Raw genomic sequence first — 23,433 nt, 5'->3', positions numbered from 1 at the left:
CGGCGGAAACGTCGACAACCGAGTATGCCTGACGGTCGACGTCCGGTGGCAACAGCAGCCGCTCGTCCGACCCGTCGCCGAGCACCCCGACCGGGAACATCCGTGTGTCGCGCGGGCCGGTAGTACCCCGCGACGTCCGAGAGATTCGTGACGTGCGGGTACGGGGTCCCACCGCCCCCGTGGGTTGGACGGCGTACTCCGGCCTCCGTCCGGTCCGGGGCCGGTCGTTAGGCTGAGCCGTGATGGCATACCTGGATCACGCGGCGACGACTCCGATGCTCGACGAGGCACTGGAGGCGTACGTCGCCACCGCCCGCGAGGTCGGCAACGCGTCCTCGCTGCACGCGTCGGGCCGCCGTGCCCGGCGGCGGGTGGAGGAGTCGCGGGAGCGGGTGGCCGCCGCGCTGGGCGCCCGCCCCTCCGAGGTCGTCTTCACCGGCGGCGGGACCGAGAGTGACAACCTCGCGGTCAAGGGCATCTTCTGGGCACGGCGGGGGGCCGACACCCGGCGGGACCGGGTGGTCTCCAGCGCGGTCGAGCACCACGCGGTGCTCGACGCGGTGGACTGGCTGGCCGACCACGAGGGAGCCCGGGTGGGCTGGCTCTCCGTGGACGCCAGCGGCCGGCTCAGCCCCGACGAGCTGCGCGCCGAGCTGGCCGAGCACGGTCAACGGGTCGCGGTGGTGACCGCGATGTGGGCCAACAACGAGGTGGGCACCGTGCAGCCGGTCGCCGACCTGGCCGCGGTCGCCGCCGAGCACGGGGTGCCGTTCCACACCGACGCGATCCAGGCGGTCGGGCAGGTGCCGGTGGACTTCGCCGCCAGCGGGGTCGCCGCGCTGACCGTGACCGGGCACAAGCTCGGCGGGCCGACCGGGGTGGGCGCCCTCGTGCTCGCCCGCGACGTACCGGCCACCCCGCTGCTGCACGGCGGCGGCCAGGAGCGCGACGTGCGCTCCGGCACCCTCGACACCGCCGGCATCGTCGCCTTCGCCGTCGCCGTGGAGGCGGCGGTCAAGGGCCAGCAGGAGTACGCGGCCCGGATCGCCGCGCTCCGCGACGACCTGGTCGAGCGGGTCCGGCAGGCGGTTCCCGAGGTGGTCTTCAACGGCGACCCCACGGGCCGGCTGCCGGGCAACGCGCACTTCTCCTTCCCCGGCTGCGAGGGAGACGCCCTGCTGCTCCTGCTGGACGCCCAGGGCATCGCCTGCTCGACCGGCTCGGCCTGCTCCGCCGGGGTAGCTCAGCCGTCCCACGTGTTGCTGGCCATGGGTGCCGACGACGACCGCGCGCGCTCCTCGCTGCGCTTCACCCTCGGCCACACCAGCACGCCCGCCGACGTCGACGCCCTCATCGCCGCGCTCCCGGCCACCGTCGAACGCGCCCGCCGCGCCGCCGCCCTCCGCACCCCCCGCTGACCCCCACCCTCACCCACCCCACCGCCCCACCGCCGCCCCACCGCCACCCCACCGCCACCCCACCGCCACCCCGCCCGGTCGCGCTCGCGATCTTGTACTTTCGGCCCCTTGATCGCGGTGTTCGCCCCGTTTGCCGGGGCGACAACTGCAAGATCGCGCGGCGGGGGGACGTTGGCGGCAGGGCGGGGAGGTCGGGCGGGGTGGGGGCGGAGATAGGCTCGGTGGGGTGAAGGGAGTGGGCCGGTGAGGGTGTTGGCGGCGATGTCCGGCGGGGTCGACTCGGCGGTCGCGGCGGCGCGGGCGGTGGAGGCGGGGCACGACGTGACCGGCGTGCACCTGGCGCTGGCGCGCAATCCGCAGACGTACCGCACCGGCGCGCGCGGCTGCTGCACGCTGGAGGACTCCCGCGACGCCCGGCGCGCCGCCGACGTGATCGGCATCCCGTTCTACGTCTGGGACATGGCCGACCGTTTCCATGAGGACGTGGTGGACGACTTCGTCGCCGAGTACGCGGCGGGCCGTACGCCGAACCCCTGCCTGCGCTGCAACGAGAAGATCAAGTTTGCGGCGGTGCTGGACCGGGCGGTGGCCCTGGGCTTCGACGCCGTGGTCACCGGCCACCACGCCCGGCTCGGGGCGGACGGGCTGCTGCGCCGCAGCGTCGACGTGGCCAAGGACCAGTCGTACGTCCTCGCGGTGCTCACCCGCGAGCAGCTCGACCGGTCGGTCTTCCCGCTCGGGGACTCGACGAAGGCGCAGGTCCGCGAGGAGGCCGCCCGGCGGGGGCTGGCGGTGGCCGACAAGCCCGACTCGCACGACATCTGCTTCATCGCCGACGGCGACACCCGCGGCTTCCTCGCGCAGCGCCTCGGCGAGGCGCCCGGCGACGTGGTGGACGCGACGACCGGCGCTGTGGTGGGCAGCCACGCCGGCGCGTACGCGTACACCGTCGGGCAGCGGCGCGGTCTGCACCTGGACCGGCCGGCGCCGGACGGCCGTCCCCGGTACGTGCTCTCCATCACGCCGAAGACCAACACGGTGACGGTCGGCCCGGCGGAGGCCCTCGAGGTCTCCCGGGTGCGCGCCGAGCGTCCGGTGTGGACGGGCGGGCCCCGCCCGGACGCCCCGCTGGAGTGCGAGGTGCAGTTGCGGGCGCACGGCGACGTGGTGCCGGCGACGGTCGAGGTGAGCGCCGACGGCCTCCGCGCCGAGCTGCGACGCCCGGTGCGCGGGGTCGCCGCCGGCCAGGCGATCGTCGCCTACCGGCCGGACCCGGCCGGCGACGTCGTGCTCGGCTCCGCCACCATCGCCGGCTGAGCGGTCCGACCGGATAGTCTTCGGCCGTGACAGATCAGGCGTGGCCCTGGCCGGCCGGTGCGGCGACCGGCATCGGTTCCCTCCCCGGCACCGACATCGCCGAGGCGCAGCGGATCGTCCTCGGCGAGCTTCCCGCGCTGCCGCACCTGCCGGAGCTGCCGGCCCGCGGTCCCGGCGCCGACCTGGTCGGCCGGACCGCCGGCCTGCTGGTCGAGCTGCCGGTCGAGCTGTACGCCGCGCGCTGGCGGATCGCGCCCCGCCCGGGGCGGGACCTGCGCCGCGCCCGCGACCTGATGGAACGCGATCTCGACCAGCTCGCCGAGCAGGCCGAGGAGTACGCGGGACCGGTGAAGATCCAGGCGGGTGGCCCGTTCACCCTGGCCGCGTCCCTGGAGCTGCCGATCGGGGGCCGGATGCTGCGGGATCCCGGCGCGGTCCGGGACCTCACGGGTTCGCTCGCGGAGGGGTTACGCGCGCACGTCGCGGCGGTCGTCCGCCGGCTGCCGCACGCCACCGTGCTGCTCCAGCTCGACGAGCCGTCGCTGCCGGCCGTGCTCGCCGGGCGGGTGCCCACCGAGAGCGGGTTCGGCGCGTACCGGGCCGTGGAGCCGGGCGTCGCCGGGTCGCTGCTGCGCACGGTCGTCGAGGCGGCCGGCGTGCCGGTCCTGGTGCACTGCTGCGCGCCGGACGTGCCGCTGGAGCTGATCCGCGCCACGGGCGCCGCCGGCGTGGCCCTCGACCTCGACCTCGTCACCGACCTGGACCCGCTGGGCGAGGCGATCGACGCCGGGTTCGGGCTGCTGGCCGGCGCCGCGCCGACCCGGCCGCCGGCCGCCGGTCGCGCGCCCACCTCGGCGCAGGTCGCCGACCGGGTACGCCAGCTCTGGGACCGCCTCGGCTTCCCGCGCCGGCGGCTCGCCGAGCAGGTCGTGGTCACCCCGGCGTGCGGCCTCGCCAACGCGACCCCGCAGTACGCCCGCGCGGTGCTCGCCGCCTGCCGGGACGCGGGACGGCGGCTCGCCGAGGACTGAGGTTTCCCGTCGTACGGGCGGGGCAGGATGCTCGGCATGATTGGAAAGTTGCGCACAGTGGTGATCGACTGCCCCGACCCCCGGGCCCTGGCCGACTTCTACTCCGAGCTGCTGGGTCTGCCGCTGGACGTCGACGCCAGCGACGACGGTTGGGTGGTGATCTCCGGCTCCGGGCACCGGCTCGCCTTCCAGAAGGCACCCGACCTGCGCCCGCCGACGTGGCCCGACCCAGAGCGCCCCCAGCAGTTCCACCTGGACGTCGAGGTGGACGACGTGGAGGCGGCCGAGAAGCGGGTGCTGGCGCTCGGCGCCCGGCGGCTGCCGGGGGAGGGCGACGACTTCCGGGTCTACGCCGACCCCGCCGGTCACCCGTTCTGCCTGGTCTTCTTCGACTGAGTCGTCCGCCGGCCGGACCCCGTCCGTCTGCCGCACGGGCTCGGCGGGCCGCGGCGGTGGTGCGGGTTGCGGCCGGGCGGCATGATCGCGGGAATGATCGACACCTCGCTCCGGCGGGCCGCCGGCTCGCTCTTCGGCCTCGCCTACGGTGACGCGCTGGGCAAGCCGACCGAGTTCCTCACCGTCGCCGAGATCGTCCGCCGCTACGGCCCGGCCGGCCCGCGCGAGCTCGCCGGCCACCCGGCACTGGTGACCGACGACACCCAGATGGCGCTGGCCGTCGGCTGGGCGCTGCACGACGCCCCGGCGCTGACGCCCGAGGCGGTCGAGCCGCTGCTGCGGCAGCGCTTCCTCGACTGGGCGGCGAGCCCGGAGAACAACCGGGCGCCGGGCATGACCTGCCTGCGCGCCTGCGCCGAACTCGGGCGAGGTGTGCGCTGGCAGGAGGCGACGGTCGCCGGCTCGAAGGGCTGCGGGGCGAACATGCGGGTCACCCCGGTCGGTCTGCTCGACGTCGACCTGGACACTCTCGCCGGGCTGTCCCAGCTCCAGGCGGGGCTGACCCACGGGCACCCGACCGGCCTGGCGGCCAGCGAGCTGACCGCGTACGCCGTGCGGCTGCTGCGCGCCGGCGCGGCGCCGGCGGACCTGCCGCGCCTGCTCGCCGACCGGGCCCGCGACCAGCGGCGCGTCTACCGCGCCGACTGGCTCGGCGACCTCTGGCAGCGCCCCGGCGTGGACACGCCGGAGGACTTCATCGCCCGCGGCTGGGACGAGTGCCTGGCGGTCCTCGGCCGCCTCGACGCCGCGCTCGCCGACCCCGACGACGGCGGCGACCCGTGCCGGCACACCGGCGAGGGCTGGATCGCCGAGGAGGCGCTGGCCACCGCGCTGTTCTGCGCGATCCGGCACGCCGACGACCCGGTTGCCGCGCTGGCCCGGGGCGCCACCACCGCCGGCGACTCCGACTCGATCGCCGCGCTGGCCGGCGCCTTCGTCGGCGCGGCCCTGGGCATGCCGGCCTGGCCCGACGCCTGGTCCGCCCGCATCGAGTACGCCGACCAGCTCCACACCCTCGCCCGCGCCTGGGACTGACCTGTCCCGCCGTCCGAGAGCCGGCTGGACGGCGCCTTCCGTCGGGCCATCCGAGAGCCGGCTGGACGGCGCCTCCCGTCGGGCCGTGCGAGCGCCGGCCGGGCGGCGCGAGGTCAGGCGCCGGGGAGGTGGGGCAGGCGGCGGATGCGGCGCCACAGGGCGGGGTCGCAGGCGCCGGCGTGGCGGGAGAAGTCGGCCAGCGGAACACGGGCGGGCTCGGCCAGGTCGACGAAGCTGTCGTGGTCGGCGCCGGGGTCCCACTCCCGGGTCGGGATGCGGACGTGGTCGTCCCGACCGCTCTTGTCCTGGCTGGTGATCTTCAGGACGTCGGCGCCCCGGGCGTCGGCGCGCAGCACCAGGCAGGGCCGCACCTTCGAGCCGGTGCCGTCGGCGTACGGGACGTCGGCCCACCAGATCTCGCCGGGGCGCGGCGCGCCGGCGGGCGCCCGTTCGGCGGTACGCGGCCGGGGTGGCGCGGTCGACCGGCCCGGCCCGCCCGGCGACGCGGTGCCGCGGCCGGGCCGGGTGCGCGCGCGTTCCCGTCGGCGCGGGGCGCCGTCACGGGCACCGCGCCGCCACTCGCTCCACGCCCAGCCGGCCGCCACGGCCAGCGCGACCGCCGCCGCCCAGAGCAGCCATTCCGGCATCCGTACCTCCGCCTCGACAGTTGGTGCGGCGCGGACGCCGCAGGTGGCGGGCCCCCTGGCGCAGCCCGCGGTCCGGCGATCCTCGCACGTCGGCGGCCCTGTCGCCGCTCGGGCGTGGCGGGTGGCCGGCGGATTGTCCCACCGGACCGATACGGTGCCGGGGTAGCGGAATCACGGGAGGTCGCACGGTGTCCGAGGAAGCCATCGCTCAGCAGGTCACTCCGGCGCAGGAGGCGGCGGCCGGCGCCGAGCCGACCCCGGAGGCCCGGGAGCGGCACGCCACGCTCAGCCAGGAGCTGACGGACCACCAGTACCGCTACTACGTGCTGGACGCGCCGACCATCTCCGACGCCGATTTCGACCGGCAGTTGCGGGAGCTGGCAGCGTTGGAGGAGCGGTTCCCGGCGCTGCGCACCCCCGAGTCGCCGACCCAGCGGGTCGGCGGCACCTTCTCCACCGACTTCACCCCGGTCGCCCACGCCGAGCGGATGCTCTCCCTCGACAACGCCTTCGCCGACGAGGAGCTGGCGGCCTGGGCCGAGCGGGTCGAGCGGGACGCGGGCGGGCCGGTGGCCTACCTGTGCGAGCTGAAGGTCGACGGGCTCGCCATCAACCTCACCTACGAGCGCGGGCGGCTGGTCCGGGCGGCGACCCGGGGCGACGGCCGCACGGGCGAGGATGTCACCGCCAACGTGCGCAGCATCGCCGACGTGCCGGGTCAGCTCAGCACGTCGGCCGAGTTCCCCGACATCCCGGAGTTCGTGGAGGTGCGGGGCGAGATCTACTTCCCGGTGGCCGCCTTCGCCGACCTCAACGCCGGGCTGGTCGAGCAGGGCAAGGCCCCGTTCGCCAACCCGCGCAACGCCGCCGCCGGCAGCCTGCGCCAGAAGGATCCGCGGATCACCGCCTCCCGGCCGCTGCGCCTGGTGGTGCACGGCTTCGGTGCCCGCCGTGGCTTCCAGCCGGTGACGCAGTCCGAGTCCTACGCGGCCCTGAAGGCGTGGGGGCTGCCGACCAGCGACCGCTGGCGGGTGGTGCCCGACCTGGCCGGCGTCGCGGAATACATCGCCCACTACGCCGCGCACCGGCACGACGTCGAGCACGAGATCGACGGCGTGGTGGTCAAGGTCGACCCGGTCTCCATCCAGGGCCGGCTCGGCTCGACCAGCCGGGCGCCGCGCTGGGCGATCGCCTTCAAGTACCCGCCGGAGGAGGTGAACACGAAGCTGCTCGACATCGACGTCGAGGTCGGACGCACCGGCCGGGTCACGCCGCGGGCCGTGCTCCAGCCCGTCAAGGTGGCCGGCTCCACCGTCGCGTACGCCACCCTGCACAACGCGCGGGAGGTCGAGCGCAAGGGCGTCCTGATCGGCGACACCGTGGTGCTGCGCAAGGCCGGCGACGTGATCCCCGAGGTGCTCGGCCCGGTGGTCGACCTGCGCCCCGCCGACGCCCGGCCGTTCGTCATGCCCACCACCTGCCCGGCCTGCGGCTCGCCACTGGCGCCCGCGAAGGAGGCGGACGTCGACATCCGGTGCCCCAACTCCCGCACCTGCCCCGGGCAGCTGCGGGAGCGGGTCTACCACCTCGCCGGCCGCAAGGTGTTCGACATCGAGGCGCTCGGTTACAAGGGTGCGGCGGCGCTGCTCGACGCGCACGTCATCACCGACGAGGGCGACCTGTTCTCCCTCGACGAGAAGCAGCTCGCCCAGTCGCCCTTCTTCGTCAACAAGGACGGCACCCTCGGCAGCAACGCCCACAAGCTGCTGGACAACCTGGCCGTGGCGAAGGAACGCGACCTGTGGCGGGTGCTGGTGGGCCTGTCCATCCGGCACGTCGGCCCCACCGCCGCGCAGGCGCTCGCCCGGCACTTCCGCTCCGTCGAGGCGATCGACCGGGCCACCGAGGACGAGCTCTCCTCGGTCGACGGCGTCGGGCCGACGATCGCCGCGAGCATCCGGGAGTGGTTCGCCGTCGACTGGCACCGCGAGGTCGTTCGCAAGTGGGCCGAGGCCGGCGTACGGATGGCCGAGGAGGCGGTCGACGAGGGGCCGCGTCCGCTGGAGGGGCTCACCGTCGTGGTGACCGGCACGCTGGCCGGATTCAGCCGTGACCAGGCGTCCGAGGCGATCCAGAGCCGGGGCGGCAAGGTGAGCGGGTCGGTCTCCAAGAAGACCTCCTTCGTGGTCGTGGGCGACAACCCGGGTTCCAAGGCGGACAAGGCGGCCAGCCTCAAGGTGCCCGTCCTCGACGAGGCGGGCTTCCAGGTGCTGTTGGACGAGGGCCCGGACGCGGCCCGGGAGGTCGCCCGCACCGAGGAGTGACGGCGGGCCGGCGGGAAGCCGCCGGGGCGTGGGGGCGGGGAAGCCGCCCGGGCGGGCGCGCGGGCGGACGGTCCGCGGTGTCGTCGGTGGGCGTCGCCGCGGGCGGCTTGCGGGGACTGGCCCGGATACCAACTTAATTACGACTACGACCGATTCGCGACTGTCGTGTCGGGCATTGCACCACCGAGGGCGTTTCATTGACGGCACGGCGTGCCAGCGGGTCACGCCTTGTGGATTGAGCCCCCCGGGAGGTGTGATGGAGGCCGCCGACCTGCGAAACTCCGTTCCGCCCGGCCGGGGACGCCCGTTCTTCGTCTTCGTCTGGTCGGTCGTCGCGCTGGCCGTGCTGCTCTGCGTACGCCCGCTGCTCGCCCTCCCGGAGGAGCTGCCGGAGCTGCCGGCGGCGTTCTGGGTGATGGCGGCCCTCGCCGTCGGCTGCGACGCGCGCCCGTTCGTGCCGCCCGGGCGCCGGCAGACCTCGGCGGTCTTCCCGTCCACCTGCTTCACCTTCGCGATCCTGCTCGGCTGGGGGTTCGGCCCGGCGGTCGCCGTGCAGGCGGTGGCCGTCGTCGTCTCCGGCTGGCGGATGGGGCACGCCCCCTGGCGGACGGCCTTCAACGCCGGCCAGTACGCCTGCGCCCTGGCCGCCGCGTACGTGGTCACCTGGCTCGGGCCCGGCGGCATCTTCGACGGCGGCCCGCTGCGCTGGACGGACGTGGCCGCCGTGGGCGGCGCGACGGTGGCCTGGTTCGCCGTCAACTACGCGCTGGTGAGCGCCGCCGTCCGGCTGCGCTTCGGCGACCGCTGGTGGCCCAGCCTGCGGCAGGGGGTGGGCTTCGAGCTGCTCTCCACCGGCTCGCTGCTGCTGCTCGCCCCGGTGCTGGTCGCCGCGGCCCGGGCCAGCGCGGCGCTGATCCCGCTGGTGCTGGTGCCGCTGTTCGCCGTCTACCGGATGGCCCGGCTCAGCGTGGAGCAGCAGCAACTGGCCTCACTGGACCCGCTCACCGGCCTGCCCAACCGCAAGGCGCTGCTGGCCGAGGTCGGCGAGCAGGTGCACCTGCACGCCGAACGGGCAACCCGCGGCGAGCCCGGTGCCCACCTGGCGCTGCTCCTGATCGACCTCGACCGGTTCAAGAACGTCAACGACGCCCTCGGGCACGCGGTGGGTGACCGGCTGCTGGTCGAGGTGAGCGCCCGGCTGACCGGTGTGGCCGGGGAGGACATGGTGGCCCGGCTGGGCGGGGACGAGTTCGCCATCGTGATGACCGGGCTGGCCGACGTCGGCGAGGCCCGGGACCTCGCCGACCGGGTGGTCCGCGCGCTGGCCGAGCCGGTTCCCCTGGACGGGCTGCCGCTCGACGTGGGCGGCTCCATCGGCATCGCGCTCTTCCCCGAACACGGCGAGGACTTCGCGACCCTGATGCGCCACGCCGACGTGGCGATGTACGACGCCAAGCACCGCAACGACACCGTGGCGGTCTACGCGGCCGAGTCGGACCACAACTCCGCCGAGCGGCTGGGCCTCCTCGCGGACCTGCGCCGGGTGCTGGAGTCCGGCCGCCCGGCCGGCGCGCCACCGGCGACGCGGGCCGGGCTCCCGCCTGAGGACGCCGCGCGGGCCGGGCTCCCGGCGGGGGAAGGCACGCCGGCCGGCCTACCGGCCGGGGAAGGCGCGCGGGCCGGGCTCCCGGGCGACGGCGACGGGCCGCAGGGGGCGGCCGACCGGACCGTGGCCGGTGGGGCCCGGGCCGAGGGGGGCGGTGACCTCGCCGGCGCCAATGGTGCCGCCGCGACGGCACCGGCCACGCCGACGATGGGCGCGCGGGGCGGGGACGGCGCGGAACTTCCGGCCGACGCGGCGGGTCTGCGCCCCGACGCCGGATCCGGCCGCTGGCGGTTGCGCCGCCGCCGGCAGCGGACCGAGCCGCCGCACACCGACGAGTTGATCAACCGGATCGTCACCGCCGCCGACCCGATCCGCCGTCGGGCGGCGGCATCGCCCGAGACCGGCCCGGACCGGGGCGACGGCCCCGGCCGCCGCGAGCACGCCGGTCGGCCCGGCGGCGAGACCGGCGTCGCCGTACGCCGGCAGGGCACGACCGGCGACGGCGGCCGGCGCGGCGACCGCGACCCGGCGGGCCGGCGGGGTGGCGGGCAGGACGCGGCCCGGCGGCGGGGCGCGGACCCCGGGCCGGCTCGGGGGCGGGACGCGGAGCTGGACCCGGCCGCCGACGCGGGCGAGATCACCATGTACTACCAGCCGCAGGTCGCGATCGCGACCGGTGAGGTGGTCGGCGTGGAGGCGCTGCTGCGCTGGCGGCACCCCCGCCGGGGGATGGTGGACCCGGAGGAGCTGATCCGGGTCGCCGAGCAGAGCGCGGTGATGCGGCTGCTGACCCGGCGGGTGGTGGACGACGTGGTGGAACAGCTCGCCAAGTGGTCGGCCGCCGGGATCGCCGTGCCGGCGGCGCTCAACGTCAGCGTGCGGGACCTGCACACCGGCGAGATCGCCGACCAGATCGCCGATCGGCTCGCCCGGTACGGCGTGCCGCCGCAGCGGCTGCAACTGGAGATCACCGAGGGGGCGCTGATGGCCGATCCCCGCCGGGTGCTGGCCACCATCTCCCGCCTGCACCGGATCGGGGTGGGCATCGCGTTGGACGATTTCGGCACCGGGTACTCGTCGTTGCAGCACCTGCGTCGGCTGCCGCTGTCCGAGGTGAAGGTGGACCGCTCCTTCGTGCTGGGGATGGCCGAGGACGCCGACGACGCGGCGATCGTGCGGTCGACGATCGAGCTGGCCAAGGCGCTCGGGCTGCGGGTGGTCGCCGAGGGCGTGGAGGACGAGCGCACCTGGCGCATGCTGCACGCCGCCGGCTGCGACGCCGCGCAGGGCTGGTTCTACGCCCGACCGATGCCGGCCGAGGAACTCGTCGCCTGGCTGGCCCGCTACCGCCCGGTCCGCCCGACCCCCAGCCCCGACGCGGAGATCCCCCGCCGGCACGCCCGCTGAGCCCACCGCCCGCCGAGCCCGCCGCCGGGATGCCTCCCACGGGGCGGCGGCCCGGCGCGCCGCGCCCATAGGGGGAGTCGGGGACGCGCCGCCGGGACGGAACAATAGACTCGCTCCGGTCACCGCGCGTCACGCACATCGCCGCGCGGCCGGCACCGGCCCGACCGGCAACACCGTCACGAAGGGGGCACCGATGGCCGCCATCTCCCGCGAGGAGGTCGCGCACCTGGCGCGACTGTCGCGGCTCGCCGTCACGGAGGAGGAGCTGGACACCTTCGCCGGCCAGCTCGACGTGATCCTCCAGGCGGTCGCGCAGGTCGGCGAGGTCACCGCGGCGGACATCCCGCCGACCTCGCACTCGGTGCCGCTGACCAACGTCCTGCGGGACGACGTCGTGGTGCCCGGGCTGACCCCGGAGGAGGCGCTGTCGGGCGCGCCCGACGCCGAGGAGCAGCGGTTCCGCGTACCGCGGATCCTGGACGAGGATGTGGCGTCATGAGCGAGCGGATCACCAGGCCCGGTGTGTCCGGCGCGCAGGACGCCGGTGAGCGAAGCGAGGCGGCGGCATGAGTGACCTGACCAGACTGACCGCGACGGAGATCGCGGGGCTCGTCGCCGCCGGCGAGACCTCCGCCGTCGAGGTCACGCGGGCGCACCTGGACCGGATCGCCGCCGTGGACGACCGGGTGCACGCGTTCCTGCACGTCGACAGCGAGGGCGCGCTCGCCGCCGCCCGCGAGGTGGACGCCCGCCGCGCCGCCGGCGAGGAGCTGGGCCCGCTGGCCGGCGTGCCGGTCGCGGTGAAGGACGTGCTGACCACCAAGGGCGTGCCGACCACCGTCGGGTCGAAGATCCTGGAGGGCTGGCGCCCGCCGTACGACTCGACGATCGTGCAGCGGCTGCGCGCCGCCGGCACGGTGATGCTCGGCAAGACCAACATGGACGAGTTCGCCATGGGCTCCTCCACCGAGTACTCGGCGTACGGCCCGACGCACAACCCGTGGGACCTGAGCCGCATCCCGGGCGGCTCCGGCGGCGGCAGCGCCGCGGCCCTCGCGGCGTACGAGGCGCCGCTGGCGATCGGCTCCGACACCGGCGGCTCGATCCGCCAGCCCGGCGCGGTCACCGGCACCGTCGGCGCGAAGCCGACCTACGGCGGCACCTCCCGCTACGGCCTGGTGGCGTTCTCCTCCTCGCTGGACACCCCCGGCCCGTGCGCCCGTACGGTGCTGGACGCCGCGCTGCTGCACGAGGTGATCGGCGGGCACGACCCGCGCGACTCCACCTCCATCCCGCAGCCGGTGCCGGACGTGGTGGCCGCCGCGAGGCAGGGCGCGACCGGTGACCTGACCGGTGTGAAGCTCGGCATCGTCACCCAGTTCACCGGCGAGGGCGCCGAGCCCGGCGTGCTGGCCGCGTTCCGCGAGTCGGTCGACGCGCTGACCAAGATGGGCGCCGAGATCGTCGAGGTCTCCTGCCCGAACTTCACGTACGCGCTGCCGGCGTACTACCTGATCGCCCCGAGCGAGTGCTCCTCCAACCTGGCCCGGTTCGACGGCGTCCGGTTCGGCCTGCGGGTCGGCGACGACGGCAACCGGTCGCTGGAGGAGGTCATGTCGCTGACCCGGGAGGCCGGCTTCGGCGCCGAGGTCAAGCGCCGGATCATGATCGGCACGTACGCGCTCTCGTCGGGCTACTACGACGCCTACTACGGGCAGGCGCAGAAGGTCCGGACCCTGATCACCCGGGACTTCACGGCCGCGTTCGAGCAGGTCGACGCGCTGATCTCGCCGACCACCCCGTTCGTGGCGTTCCCGATCGGGGCGCGCACCTCCGACCCGTACCAGATGTACCTGGCCGACCTGTTCACCATCCCGACCAACCTGTACGGCGGGCCGGGCATCTCGGTGCCGTGCGGGCTCTCCGACGGGCTGCCGGTCGGCTTCCAGATCATGGCCCCGACCATGGCCGACGACCGGATGTACCGGGTCGCCGCGGCGCTGGAGAGCGCGGTCGGCACGTTCACCCCACCGGCACTGTGAGGCAGGAGCTCAGATGACGACGACACTGCCCGCGTACGACGAGGTCGTCGCGCGCTACGAACCGGTGATCGGCCTGGAGACCCACGTCGAGCTGGGCACGAACACCAAGATGTTCTGCGGCTGCCCGACCGACTTCGGCGGCGCGCCGAACACCCGGGTCTGCCCGGTCTGCCTGGGTCTGCCCGGCTCGCTGCCGGTGGCCAACAGGGCCGCCATCGAGGCGACGATCCGGATCGGCCTGGCGCTGAACTGCTCGATCGCCGAGTGGTGCCGGTTCGCCCGGAAGAACTACTTCTACCCGGACATGCCGAAGGACTTCCAGATCAGCCAGTACGACGAGCCGCTGTGCTTCGAGGGCTACCTGGACGTCGAGGTGAACGGCGAGCTGGTGCGGATCGGCATCGAGCGGGTGCACCTGGAGGAGGACACCGGCAAGACGCTGCACGTCGGCGGCACCACCGGGCGAATCCACGGCGCCACCGAGTCGCTGGTCGACTACAACCGGGCCGGCATCCCGCTGGTGGAGATCGTCACCAAGCCGGTCCCCGGCACCGGCGCGTTGGCCCCCGAGGTGGCCCGCGCGTACGTCACCGAGCTGCGCGACGTGATCCGCTCGCTCGGCGTCTCCGACGTGCGGATGGAGGAGGGGTCGCTGCGCTGCGACGTCAACACCTCCCTCAACCTGCCAGGCGAGGAGTGGGGGACCCGGACGGAGACCAAGAACGTCAACTCGCTGCGGTCGGTCGAGCGGGCGGTCCGGTCGGAGATCATCCGCCAGGCGTCCGTGCTCGACGCGGGCGGCCGGATCACCCAGGAGACCCGGCACTTCCACGAGGACACCGGCGACACCACGCCCGGGCGGTCCAAGGAGACGGCGACCGACTACCGCTACTTCCCGGAGCCCGACCTGGTGCCGCTCGCGCCGGACACCGCCTGGGTCGCCGAGCTGAAGGCCGCCCTGCCCGAGCTGCCCCGGCTGCACCGCCGCCGGCTCCAGGAGCAGTGGGGCCTGTCGGACGCGGACATGCAGTCCGTGCTCAACGCCGGCGCGGTCGAGCTGATCGAGCAGACCGTCGCCGCCGGCGCGTCCCCGGCCGCGGCCCGCAAGTGGTGGCTGGGCGAGCTGTCCCGGCGCGCCAACGAGACCGGCCTTGAGCTGGCCGACGTCGGGGCCACCCCGGCGCAGGTCGCCGAGCTGCAGGGCCTGGTCGACGCCGGCAAGCTCAACGACAAGCTGGCCCGCAGCGTCCTGGAGGGCGTGGTGGCCGGCGAGGGCTCGCCGACCGAGATCATGACCAACCGGGGGCTGGAGGTCGTCTCCGACACCGGCGCGCTCACCGCCGCCGTGGACGAGGCGATCGCCGCCAACCCGGACATCGCCGAGAAGGTGCGCAGCGGCAAGGTCGCCGCGGCCGGCGCACTGGTCGGCGCGGTCATGAAGACCACCCGCGGCCAGGCCGACGCCAAGACCGTCCGCGAGCTGATCCTCTCCCGCCTCGGCGCCTGAGGTGTAAGGAAGGGCACCTTCCTAACGCATTTTGTATAGGAAGGGCCCCTTCCTTACACCCGAGCCGCCGCGTGCGTTCGTTGTGCGCGGCGGCTGCGTACCCGCGCAGTGCGGTTGAGTATCTGCGTAGTTCAGCTGCGTACCCGCGCAGTTCCCGCCCCCGACCGGCCGTCAACGGTGACGTGCCGGACCCCTGGAGCCGACCGTGAACCGAACCGACCTCGACGTCCTCGACGAGATCCAGCGGCGGGTGCTCTGGCTCGCCACCCGGATCGTCGACGCGGCCAACCACGACCGCGACACCGGCGACGGGGTGAAGGTGGGCGGGCACCAGGCGTCCAGCGCCTCGCTGGTCACCGCGATGACGGCGCTGTGGTTCGCGCACCTCGACGCCGAGGACCGGGTGGCGGTCAAGCCGCACGCCTCGCCGGTGTTCCACGCCATCCAGTACCTGCTCGGCAACCTAGACCGGTCGTACCTGACGAGGCTGCGGGCCCGGGGCGGGCTCCAGTCGTACCCGTCGCGCACCAAGGACCCGGACGAGGTGGACTTCTCCACCGGTTCCGTCGGGCTCGGCGCGGCGGCGCCGCTCTTCGCCGCCGCGACGCGGCGCTACGTCGACGCGCACTTCGGCGCCCGCCCGCACTCCCGGTTCGTCGCGCTGATCGGCGACGCCGAGCTGGACGAGGGGAACATCTGGGAGGCGGTCGCCGACCCGGCCACCACCGGCCTGGGCAACGTGATGTGGCTGGTCGACTTCAACCGGCAGTCGCTCGACCGGGTGGTGCCCGGGGTGCGGATCAACCAGTGGCGGGGCCAGTTCGAGGCCGCCGGCTGGCACGTGGTCGAGGTCAAGTACGGCCGCCGGCTCGCCGAGGCGTACGCCCGGCCGGGCGGGGAGCGGCTGCGCGACTGGATCGACGCGATGCCGAACGAGCAGTACCAGTCGCTGTTCGGGCTCGCCGGGCCGGCGCTGCGCAAGCAGTTCCTCGACGGCGCGCCGGACGGGATCGAGGCGTTCATCGCCGACATCGGCGACGACGAGCTGGGGCCGTTGGTCACCGACCTGGGCGGGCACGACATGGCGGCGATGCTCGACGCGTACGCCCAGTGTGACGCCGTCACCGACCGGCCCAGCGTGGTGTTCGCGTACACGGTGAAGGGGTGGGGGCTGCCGATCGCCGGCAATCCGCGCAACCACTCGGCGCTGCTCACCACAGAGCAGGTCGACGCGCTGCGCGCCGCGCACGGCCTGACGCCGGGGACCGAGTGGGATCGCCTCGACCCGGCGTCCCCGGCCGGCATCCGGGCCGGCGAGCGCCGGGAGGCGCTGTCCCGCGCGCCCCGCGAGCGGGCGCTGGGCGTCACCGTCCCGGAGACCACGCGGGTACGCGCCAACAAGCCCATCTCGACGCAGGAGGTCTTCGGCCGGGTGCTGGTCGAGTTGGCCCGCAACCCCGAGGTCGGCCGCTACCTGGTCACCACCGCGCCGGACGTGGCCACCTCCACGAACCTCGCCGGCTTCATCAACAAGACCGGCGTCTTCGCGCCCACCGAGCAGCGTTCCTGGACCGAGGACCGGATGCTGCGCTGGACGGAGAGCCCCGCCGGTCAGCACATCGAGCTGGGCATCTCGGAGATGAACCTGTTCCTGCTGCTCGGCCAGCTCGGCCTCGCCTGGGACCTGTCGGCCCAGCCGCTGCTGCCGGTCGGCACGGTCTACGACCCGTTCGTGCTGCGCGGGCTCGACGCGTTCCTCTACGGCACCTACTCCGGCTCCCGGTTCGTGGTCGCCGGCACCCCGTCGGGCATCACCCTCGCCCCCGAGGGCGGGGCGCACCAGTCGACCATCACCGCGTCGGTCGGCCTGGAGCTGCCGGGGGTGACGTTCCTCGAACCCGCGTACGCGGCCACGCTGGACTGGCTGCTCTGCGACGCGCTGGGCCAGATCGCCGGCGGGTCGGCCCCGCCGGCGACGGCCGCGCCGGCCGAGGACGGCGCGTACTACTTCCGGCTCAGCACCCGCCCGATCGACCAGGCGCCCTTCGAGGCGGCCCGGGCCCGGCTCGGCGACGCGGTGCTGCGCCGGCAGGCGGTCGCCGGGGCGTACCGGCTGGTGGACGCCCACCAGGCGTACCCGCACCTGGCCGACGCCCCGGTCGTGCAGCTCGCCGCCTCCGGCGCGGTGCTGCCGGAGGTGCTCGTCGCGGCGGCGGAGTTGGCCGAGGAGGGCATCGCCGCGCACGTCGTCGACGTCACCTCGCTGGACCGGCTCTACCGGGCCTGGCAGCGCACCCTGCGCCAGGGCGTCCGCACGGCGACCGTGCCGAGCGTGCCCGGCGCGCTTCGCTCGGCGTTCGTCGACCGGGTGCCGGTGGTGACCGTGCACGACGCCGCCTCGCACGCGATGGCGTGGCTCGGCTCGGCGGTCGGCGCCCCGGCGGTGCCGCTCGGGGTGGACGAGTTCGGCCAGTCCGGCAGCGTCCACGAGCTGTACGAGCTGCACGACCTGCTGCCCGGCAGCATCGTCAACGCCGCCCTCGCCGCCCTGTCCCTGCGCTGAGCCGCGACGGGCCGCCGTGGGGCGGTCGTGGGGCGTCGTGGGCCGTCGTGGGGCCGCGCGTGGGCCGGAGTGGGCCGGAGTGGGGCGGTCGTGGGCCGTCGTGGGGCCGCGCGTGGGGCGGTCCCGAGCCCTGCCGAGGTTGCCCAGAGTAATCAGCGTCCGAGGTGGCGGAGCGTAGCCGCCAGTGCGGGGCGACACGGCACCTGTGCGCGCCCTTTGCTCTGCAGCCATATCCGCGACACGGCCTCTGAGCAGCGATGACGTCCGGAGCTTCGATTGGCGAGCGGCAACGCTTTGGCTACGTCTGGTTATTGGCGCGTCGGTGGGTGCAGAGCAAAGCGTCGGAGGACGAGGTTGGCTGCGGCGCGGAGGTCGCTACTCTACGCAACGGACCTTGAGCGGGGATGCCACACGTCGGGGACCAGGGCAACCGAGCGGGGCCACCGACAGACGGCCGATCAGGGCGCGTCCGGGCAGGGCGTCCGGGCAGGGCGGCACGGGGGCAGGGCGGCGCGGAAGCAGGGCGGCGCGGGGGGCGGGGCGGCCGAGGGGCAGGGCGGTGTGGGTCAGCGGGTCGGGGTGGGGGTGACGGGGGCCGGGACGCCCGCCTTCGGGGCCTCCACGATGTGCCGCTCCAGGTTCACCTGCGCCTGGCCGGTGCCGCCCACGGTGATGTCGTCGTACGCCTGGAGCAGCTTGTCCTTGTCGAAGTAGAGGACGCTCATCGACAGCGGGGTGGGCTTCTCGCCCTCCAGCCCGCGCAGCCCGGCGCCGCCCGTGGAGCCCTGCACCAGCAGCTGGGTCGGCATCTGCCCGGGCACCTCCGGCAGCTTCGACACCTGCCGGCTGTGGGTGTGCCCGGCGAGCACCAGCGGGCAGGTGCCCGACAGCGGGCCGGCCGAGGCCGGGTCGTGCACCAGCGCGATGTTCACCGGCCGCGGCGAGCTGCGCACCGTGACGGCGAGCTGGTCGCCGGCGCCGATCACCTGGTCGGCGACCTGCTTGGTGAGGCCGCTGCCCGCCGGCGAGGTGTTCTTGTCGGGCGTGAAGCGCGGGTCGCCGATGCCGGCGATGGTCAGCCCGGCGACCGTGGTGGTGGTGTTGTTGAGCACGATCGCGTTCGGCTGGCGGGCCACCGCCGCCGCCGTCCGGCCCGAGTCGTGGTTGCCGCGGATGTAGACGTACGGCTTCTTGAGCAGGCCGATCGAGCCGACGAACGAGGCCTCCGGCTCGCTGCCCCAGTCGGTGATGTCACCGGTGTCGATCACCACGTCGATGCCGAACTGCTCCACGACGGTACGGATGAGCTGCCAGCCGGTCGGGTTGAGGTGCATGTCGGAGACGTGCAGCACCCGGGTAGTGCCGGGGGCCGGCTCGTAGACCGGCAGCGACGACACGGTGGTGTAGAGCTGGCTGACGTTGCCGACGATGTGCTGGAGTTGCTCGGCGTAGCGGGTGTAGTCGTTGGCGATCCGGCGGGCGTCGCCGACGATCGCGGGGGCGTTGACCAGCAGCCCCTCGTAGCGCGGCTCCTCGATGGCCTGCGGTCGCATGGTCGCCGCGGCGGTGCCGAGACCGCCAGCGGTGATCACCAGCGCCAGCCCGCCGGCCCAGGCCGCCCGGCGGGCGTCGCGGAAGACCAGCAGGGCCAGCAGCAGGGTCACCAGCACGGCCGACGCGAGCGTACGCAGACCGAGCCGCATCACCCCCTCGCGGACGTCGTCGACGGCGGTCTGGCTCGCCCGGTTGATGCTGGCCGGGTCGTCGATCAGCGCCTGGACGCGGCTCTGGTCCAGCGCGCCCAGCTCGACCGTCAGGTGCGTCGGCCCGTCGTGGCTGTCGAGCAGCAACGCGCCCAGCGGAGGGATGTCGACGGTGGTGCTGCCGCTGACCGCCGGGGCCACCGTGAGGTCCGCCTGGAACGGGCCGATGTCGGTGCTCACCCGGCCGCCGGCGAGCACGCCGACGACCACCCCGACCAGGGTGACGACCAGGACCGCCAGCGTCACCCCGGCCGCACGGAGCGCGCGCCGGCCGGCCCGGTCGGGGTCGCCCCGGCGGGCACCACCGGTCACCGGGGCGTCCTCGTCCCGGTGCTCGTGCTGCTCGTTCTCCTGCCCGTCCATGTTGAGATTCTGACCTGCCCAGTGAGGGATCTTGGTAAACCCGGCGGAGCCGGTCGGGTCAGCTCCGGCCGGCTCCGCCGTCGGCGAAGACCAGACGCAGCAGCCGGTCGTCCTCGGGCGCGGGGTCGCCCCGCCCGTCGTGGTTGGAGGTGCTCACCCAGATCGAGCCGTCGGGCGCGGCGGCCACGGCCCGCAGCCGCCCGAACCGCCCGCTCAGCAGCTCGCGCGGCTGGCCGAGCACCGTGCCGGTGTCGGTCAGCTCGACCAGCCACAGCCGCTCGCCGCGCAGGCACGCGGTTACCAGCAGCCGGTCCGCGGCGGTCAGCCCGGAGCAGGAGGCGTCGGACGTCGGCCACTGGGTGATCGGGTTGACGTAGCGCTTGTCGTCGTCGCGCCCCTCGACCTGCGGCCAGCCGTAGTTGCGCCCCTTGGTGACCTGGTTGATCTCGTCCCAGGTGTTCTGGCCGAATTCGACGGCGTACATCCGCTTGCCCGGGTCCCAGGCGAGCCCCTGGACGTTGCGGTGGCCGAGGGACCACACCGGGGAGTTCGGGAACGGGTTGCCGGGCGCGGGCTTGCCGTCCTTGGTGATCCGCAGGATCTTCCCGCCGAGGCGCTTGACGTCCTGCGCCTGCGGCCGGTCGCCGGCGTCGCCGGTGCTCGCGTAGAGCAGGCCGTCCGGGCCGAAGGCGAGGCCGCCACCGTTGTGGATGCCCGCCTTGGGGATGCCGGTGAGGATCGGGGTGGGCGTGCCGTCGAGCTCCAGCCGGGCGATCCGGTTGTCGCGCTGCGTCGTGTAGTAGACGAAGACCGACTTGTCGCGCTGGTAGTCGGGGGAGACGGCGATGCCCATCAGCCCGCCCTCGCCGGACGCGGCCACGTCGGGGACGGTCTGCACCGGGGTGACCTTCAGCCCGTCGGGCCCCGACTCGGGGCCGACCCGCAGGATCCGGCCGCTGTCCCGCTCGGTGACCAGCGCGGCGCCGTCGGGCAGGAAGGCGATGCCCCACGGCACCCGCAGGCCCTTGGCCAGCACGGTGGTGACCACCTCACTGCCGGCGCCGCCGGCGCTCGCCGTCGTCGAGGGGGTCGGGAAGGTCGGCGGCTCGCCGGCCGGGTCCGGCTCGGGCTCGCCGAAGCTGCAACCGGCGGTCGCGAGCAGCAGCGCCGCGCACGACGCCGCCAGGGCCGCCCGGAGGCGGCGGGTGCGAGGGTACGGGGGACGGGCGCTCACCCGGCCCAGGGTAGCCCGCCGGGGCGCCGTACCGGGGCCGACGGATCGGACCGGGTGCCGCGATCCGCCCCGCCCGGCCGGCGGCCCGGCCGGGGGCCTATCGTCGGCTGGCGTGAAGGTATGGATCCCGCACGAGTCCGGCCGCGCGCTCCTCGGGGAGCTGCCCCGGGGCGTCACCGTCGAGGTGGTCGAGGACCCCGCCCGGCTCCCCTCGGAGGCGGCCGGCGTCCGGTTCTGGGTGCCGCCGTTCCTGGCCGGCGGCGACGCCACCGCGCTGCTGGGCGAGCTGCCCGACCTGGCGGTGGTGCAGCTCCTCTCCGCCGGGGCGGACGCCTGGGCCGGCCGGATCCCGGCGGGGGTGACGCTCTGCGACGCCCGGGGCGTGCACGATCCGTCCACCGCCGAGTGGGTGGTCGCGGCGATCCTGTCCCAGCTGCGGGCCTTCCCGGCCCTGGCCCGGGCGCAGGCCCGGCGCGAGTGGGCCTACGGGGAGGTGGCCCCCACCGATGAGCTGGCCGGCAAGCGGGTGCTGATCGTCGGGGCCGGCTCGATCGGCGCGGCGGTGCGGGACCGGCTCGCGCCGTTCGAGGTGAGCTTCACCCTGGTGGCCCGGACCGCCCGCCCCGAGCAGGGGGTGCACGGCGTCGAGGAGCTGCCGGGCCTGCTGCCCGAGGCCGACGTGGTGGTGCTGCTGGTGCCGCTGACCGAGCAGACCCGGGGGCTGGTCGACGAGAAGTTCCTCGCGGCGATGCGGGACGGCGCGCTGCTGGTGAACGCCGCGCGCGGGCCGGTGGCCCGCACCGACGCGCTCGTCGCCGAACTGCGGACCGGCCGGATCTCGGCCGCCCTGGACGTCACCGACCCGGAGCCGCTGCCCGCCGACCACCCGCTGTGGGCGATGCCGAACGTGCTGCTCACCCCGCACGTGGCGGGCTCGGTGCGCGGCCTGCTGCCGCGGGCGTACCGGCTGGTCGGGGAGCAGGTCCGGCGGTTCGCGGCCGGCGAGCCGTTGGTCAACGCGGTCGTGGACGGCTACTGACCGGCGCCGGCGCGTCGGGTCAGCCGGCCACGTCGGGCAGGGTCTGGCCGGTGGCCTCGACCAGCCGCGGTAGGTCGGCGCCGCGGACGGCCGGCAGCAGCACCGCCTGACCGTCGTCGAGTCGGGCCACCGCCCGGCCCCGTGCGTCCGGGGCCAGCTCCACGACCCGGTCCCAGCTGATCCGGCGCTGCCCGACGAGCGCCCGCAGGCGCAGCTCGCGGGCGTCCACGTCGGTGCCGGCCCGCCACGCCCAGACCCCGACGGCGAGCGGGACGAGCAGCACCGGCAGCAGGTACCACCGGGCACCGGCCAGCGGCAGGGCGCCGATGAAGGCGATGATCGCGGCGGCCAGGATCGCCTGGTTGTGCCGGAAGCGGACGGTGCCGGAGCTGCTCACCCTTCGATGATCCCACCCCCGCCGCCCCCGGTACGCGCCGGGCGGCGCCGGGCTCCACCCGACGGCTGGCAGTGACGAGGGCCACTGTCGCCTCGGCGTCACCGCGTGCCTGCGCGCTCGTTGTCGATAGATGGGCAGCGGACCCACCTCGTTCCGGCGCCCCGCACCGCCGCACCGCCCGTGCCCCCTCACGAAGGCGACCGCCGTGCCCCTCGCGTACCCGTCCCACGCCCGCGCCCGCCGTCCGGCCGTGCCGGAGACCCTCGTCCTCGCCGCCGTCGCGCTGCTCCTGCTCGCCGGCGCGACCGGCCGGATGCCGGCACCGGCCGTCGTGGCGCTGGCGGGCGCCGCCGGCTCCGCGCTGGCCGGCGCGCGGCTGTCCCGGCTGGCCGTCGGCCCGCCCACGCCGGCGCCCAGCCGTTCCCGGGCGGCCCGCCGCCGCACGGCGCTGCCCCGTCGCGTCGCCGTGCTGCTCGACGCCGCCGTGGTGACGGCGGGGCTGGCCGCCGCCGTCCTCCCGCTCGCCGACCCCCGCCACCGGCCCGCCGTCGCCGTGGCGGGGCTGGTCGTCGCCGCCCCGCTCTTCGCCGCCGGGCTGCCTTCGCAGGCGCGGTGGCCGCACCCGGCCGCCCGGGTCCGGCTGCGGCGGGCCCTCGACGCGACCGCCGCCGGCCTCGGGCTGGTCCTCGCCGGTTGGCTGCTGCTGCCCCGCGACCGCCTCGACCCGCCGGCCCGGCTCGCGGCGGCGGTGGCCCTCGGCGGGCTCGCGATCGCGGTGCTCACGGCGCTGACCGGGCCGCACCGGCGCTCCGGCGCCGCCCGGTGCCGGGGCGGCGCGGCGCTCACCCTGCTCGGGTTGGTGGCGCTGGCCGCGCTTCCGGTCGGGACGTCGCCGGTCCGGGTGGCGCTGCTGGCCGTACCTCCGCTGGTGGGCGGGGTACTGCTGACCGCGGCGGGGGCGCGGCGGGCGGCCCGGCCGCAGCCCGACCCGTCGGCCCTGCCCACCCTCGTGTGGCCCCGGGCGGTGGTCCCGGCCGCCGCGGCCGTGGCGGCGACCGGCTGGGAGCTCCGCTCCGACGGGCCGCCGGACCTCACCGCCGTGCTGCTCGCGCTCGCGGTCGCGCCGCCGCTCGTGCTCCGCGACCTGCTCCGGGCAGGCGAACCGGCACCGCCGGCCCCCGCCGCCGCGCCGGCCCGTGCGGAGGCGCCGGCGCGCGCCGACGCCGCGGCGACCTGCGCCGAGGCGGCGCCGGCCCGCGTCGACACCATGCCGACCTGCGCCGA

Annotated in this window: 16 protein-coding genes and 1 pseudogene; 13 read left to right on the top strand and 4 right to left on the bottom strand. The window is 75.4% G+C overall.

Annotated elements, in window-relative coordinates; all coding sequences use genetic code 11:
- The first annotated feature begins 242 nt into the window (after positions 1-242).
- The 5 genes from AB0G14_RS13960 (at position 243) to AB0G14_RS13940 (ending at position 5,257) form a co-directional block, all read left to right on the top strand.
- Complete coding sequence (locus AB0G14_RS13960; protein ID WP_357697151.1) at positions 243-1,418, top strand: cysteine desulfurase family protein; 1,176 nt, start codon at positions 243-245, stop codon at positions 1,416-1,418.
- Between the two features lie 243 nt (positions 1,419-1,661).
- Complete coding sequence (mnmA, locus tag AB0G14_RS13955) at positions 1,662-2,735, top strand: tRNA 2-thiouridine(34) synthase MnmA (protein WP_357697149.1); 1,074 nt, start codon at positions 1,662-1,664, stop codon at positions 2,733-2,735.
- Between the two features lie 26 nt (positions 2,736-2,761).
- Positions 2,762-3,766, top strand: coding sequence for a methionine synthase (locus tag AB0G14_RS13950; RefSeq protein WP_357697147.1), 1,005 nt, complete (start codon positions 2,762-2,764; stop codon positions 3,764-3,766).
- A gap of 36 nt (positions 3,767-3,802) precedes the next feature.
- Positions 3,803-4,162, top strand: a complete 360-nt coding sequence (locus AB0G14_RS13945) for a VOC family protein (RefSeq protein ID WP_357697144.1) — start codon at positions 3,803-3,805, stop codon at positions 4,160-4,162.
- 93 nt (positions 4,163-4,255) lie between these two features.
- Positions 4,256-5,257, top strand: a complete 1,002-nt coding sequence (locus AB0G14_RS13940) for an ADP-ribosylglycohydrolase family protein (protein WP_357697142.1) — start codon at positions 4,256-4,258, stop codon at positions 5,255-5,257.
- Between the two features lie 113 nt (positions 5,258-5,370).
- On the opposite strand, the gene AB0G14_RS13935 is transcribed toward AB0G14_RS13940, so the two are convergent.
- Complete coding sequence (locus AB0G14_RS13935) at positions 5,371-5,904, bottom strand: type II toxin-antitoxin system PemK/MazF family toxin (protein ID WP_357697140.1); 534 nt, start codon at positions 5,902-5,904, stop codon at positions 5,371-5,373.
- Positions 5,905-6,092: 188 nt separating this feature from the next.
- Here AB0G14_RS13935 and ligA point away from each other — a divergent pair, with 188 nt between their 5' ends.
- The 6 genes from ligA (at position 6,093) to AB0G14_RS13905 (ending at position 17,353) form a co-directional block, all read left to right on the top strand.
- Positions 6,093-8,228: an NAD-dependent DNA ligase LigA gene (gene ligA / locus AB0G14_RS13930; protein WP_357697137.1), complete on the top strand. Its 2,136-nt coding sequence runs from the start codon at positions 6,093-6,095 to the stop codon at positions 8,226-8,228.
- 256 nt (positions 8,229-8,484) lie between these two features.
- On the top strand, positions 8,485-11,241 hold the full coding sequence (locus AB0G14_RS13925; RefSeq protein ID WP_357697135.1) for a bifunctional diguanylate cyclase/phosphodiesterase: 2,757 nt from the start codon (positions 8,485-8,487) through the stop codon (positions 11,239-11,241).
- A 193-nt stretch (positions 11,242-11,434) separates the two neighbouring features.
- The gene (gatC, locus tag AB0G14_RS13920; protein ID WP_350685712.1) at positions 11,435-11,740 is read left to right on the top strand and encodes an Asp-tRNA(Asn)/Glu-tRNA(Gln) amidotransferase subunit GatC; all 306 of its coding nucleotides are present in this window, start codon (positions 11,435-11,437) and stop codon (positions 11,738-11,740) included.
- A 67-nt stretch (positions 11,741-11,807) separates the two neighbouring features.
- Complete coding sequence (gene gatA, locus AB0G14_RS13915; protein ID WP_357697132.1) at positions 11,808-13,283, top strand: Asp-tRNA(Asn)/Glu-tRNA(Gln) amidotransferase subunit GatA; 1,476 nt, start codon at positions 11,808-11,810, stop codon at positions 13,281-13,283.
- 13 nt (positions 13,284-13,296) lie between these two features.
- A complete protein-coding gene (gatB, locus tag AB0G14_RS13910) occupies positions 13,297-14,790 on the top strand; it encodes an Asp-tRNA(Asn)/Glu-tRNA(Gln) amidotransferase subunit GatB (RefSeq protein WP_357697130.1) in 1,494 nt (497 codons plus the stop codon).
- Positions 14,791-14,995: 205 nt separating this feature from the next.
- The gene (locus AB0G14_RS13905; protein WP_357697127.1) at positions 14,996-17,353 is read left to right on the top strand and encodes a pyruvate dehydrogenase; all 2,358 of its coding nucleotides are present in this window, start codon (positions 14,996-14,998) and stop codon (positions 17,351-17,353) included.
- A gap of 566 nt (positions 17,354-17,919) precedes the next feature.
- On the opposite strand, the gene AB0G14_RS13900 is transcribed toward AB0G14_RS13905, so the two are convergent.
- Positions 17,920-19,479 carry a metallophosphoesterase gene (locus AB0G14_RS13900; protein ID WP_357697125.1) on the bottom strand — a complete coding sequence of 520 codons (1,560 nt, stop codon included), beginning with the start codon at positions 19,477-19,479 and terminating at the stop codon, positions 17,920-17,922.
- A 58-nt stretch (positions 19,480-19,537) separates the two neighbouring features.
- Positions 19,538-20,713 (bottom strand): PQQ-dependent sugar dehydrogenase, encoded by a 1,176-nt coding sequence (locus AB0G14_RS13895; RefSeq protein ID WP_357697123.1) that lies wholly within the window; start codon positions 20,711-20,713, stop codon positions 19,538-19,540.
- A gap of 112 nt (positions 20,714-20,825) precedes the next feature.
- Between AB0G14_RS13895 and AB0G14_RS13890 the strand changes: the two genes are divergently transcribed.
- Positions 20,826-21,752 (top strand): 2-hydroxyacid dehydrogenase, encoded by a 927-nt coding sequence (locus tag AB0G14_RS13890; RefSeq protein WP_357697121.1) that lies wholly within the window; start codon positions 20,826-20,828, stop codon positions 21,750-21,752.
- 19 nt (positions 21,753-21,771) lie between these two features.
- On the opposite strand, the gene AB0G14_RS13885 is transcribed toward AB0G14_RS13890, so the two are convergent.
- Positions 21,772-22,149, bottom strand: coding sequence for a PH domain-containing protein (locus tag AB0G14_RS13885; protein ID WP_350704722.1), 378 nt, complete (start codon positions 22,147-22,149; stop codon positions 21,772-21,774).
- 205 nt (positions 22,150-22,354) lie between these two features.
- On the opposite strand from AB0G14_RS13885, the pseudogene AB0G14_RS13880 reads away from it, so the two are divergent.
- Positions 22,355-23,433 (top strand): annotated as a pseudogene (locus AB0G14_RS13880) (GGDEF domain-containing protein); the annotation flags it as partial.

The organism is Micromonospora sp. NPDC023814, from assembly GCF_040639595.1.
GTDB lineage: Bacteria > Actinomycetota > Actinomycetes > Mycobacteriales > Micromonosporaceae > Micromonospora.
Note: the sequence above shows the minus strand (reverse complement) of the source record. Positions and strands in the feature narration are given on the sequence as shown.

Excerpts from the sequence above, each read along its gene's own strand:
- AB0G14_RS13960 (WP_357697151.1), top strand. The coding sequence starts at position 243 with ATGGCATACCTGGATCACGCGGCGACGACTCCGATGCTCGACGAGGCA.
- AB0G14_RS13945 (WP_357697144.1), top strand. The coding sequence starts at position 3,803 with ATGATTGGAAAGTTGCGCACAGTGGTGATCGACTGCCCCGACCCCCGG.
- AB0G14_RS13940 (WP_357697142.1), top strand. The coding sequence starts at position 4,256 with ATGATCGACACCTCGCTCCGGCGGGCCGCCGGCTCGCTCTTCGGCCTC.
- AB0G14_RS13935 (WP_357697140.1), bottom strand. The coding sequence starts at position 5,904 with ATGCCGGAATGGCTGCTCTGGGCGGCGGCGGTCGCGCTGGCCGTGGCG.
- AB0G14_RS13925 (WP_357697135.1), top strand. The coding sequence starts at position 8,485 with ATGGAGGCCGCCGACCTGCGAAACTCCGTTCCGCCCGGCCGGGGACGC.
- gatC (WP_350685712.1), top strand. The coding sequence starts at position 11,435 with ATGGCCGCCATCTCCCGCGAGGAGGTCGCGCACCTGGCGCGACTGTCG.
- gatA (WP_357697132.1), top strand. The coding sequence starts at position 11,808 with ATGAGTGACCTGACCAGACTGACCGCGACGGAGATCGCGGGGCTCGTC.
- gatB (WP_357697130.1), top strand. The coding sequence starts at position 13,297 with ATGACGACGACACTGCCCGCGTACGACGAGGTCGTCGCGCGCTACGAA.
- AB0G14_RS13900 (WP_357697125.1), bottom strand. The coding sequence starts at position 19,479 with ATGGACGGGCAGGAGAACGAGCAGCACGAGCACCGGGACGAGGACGCC.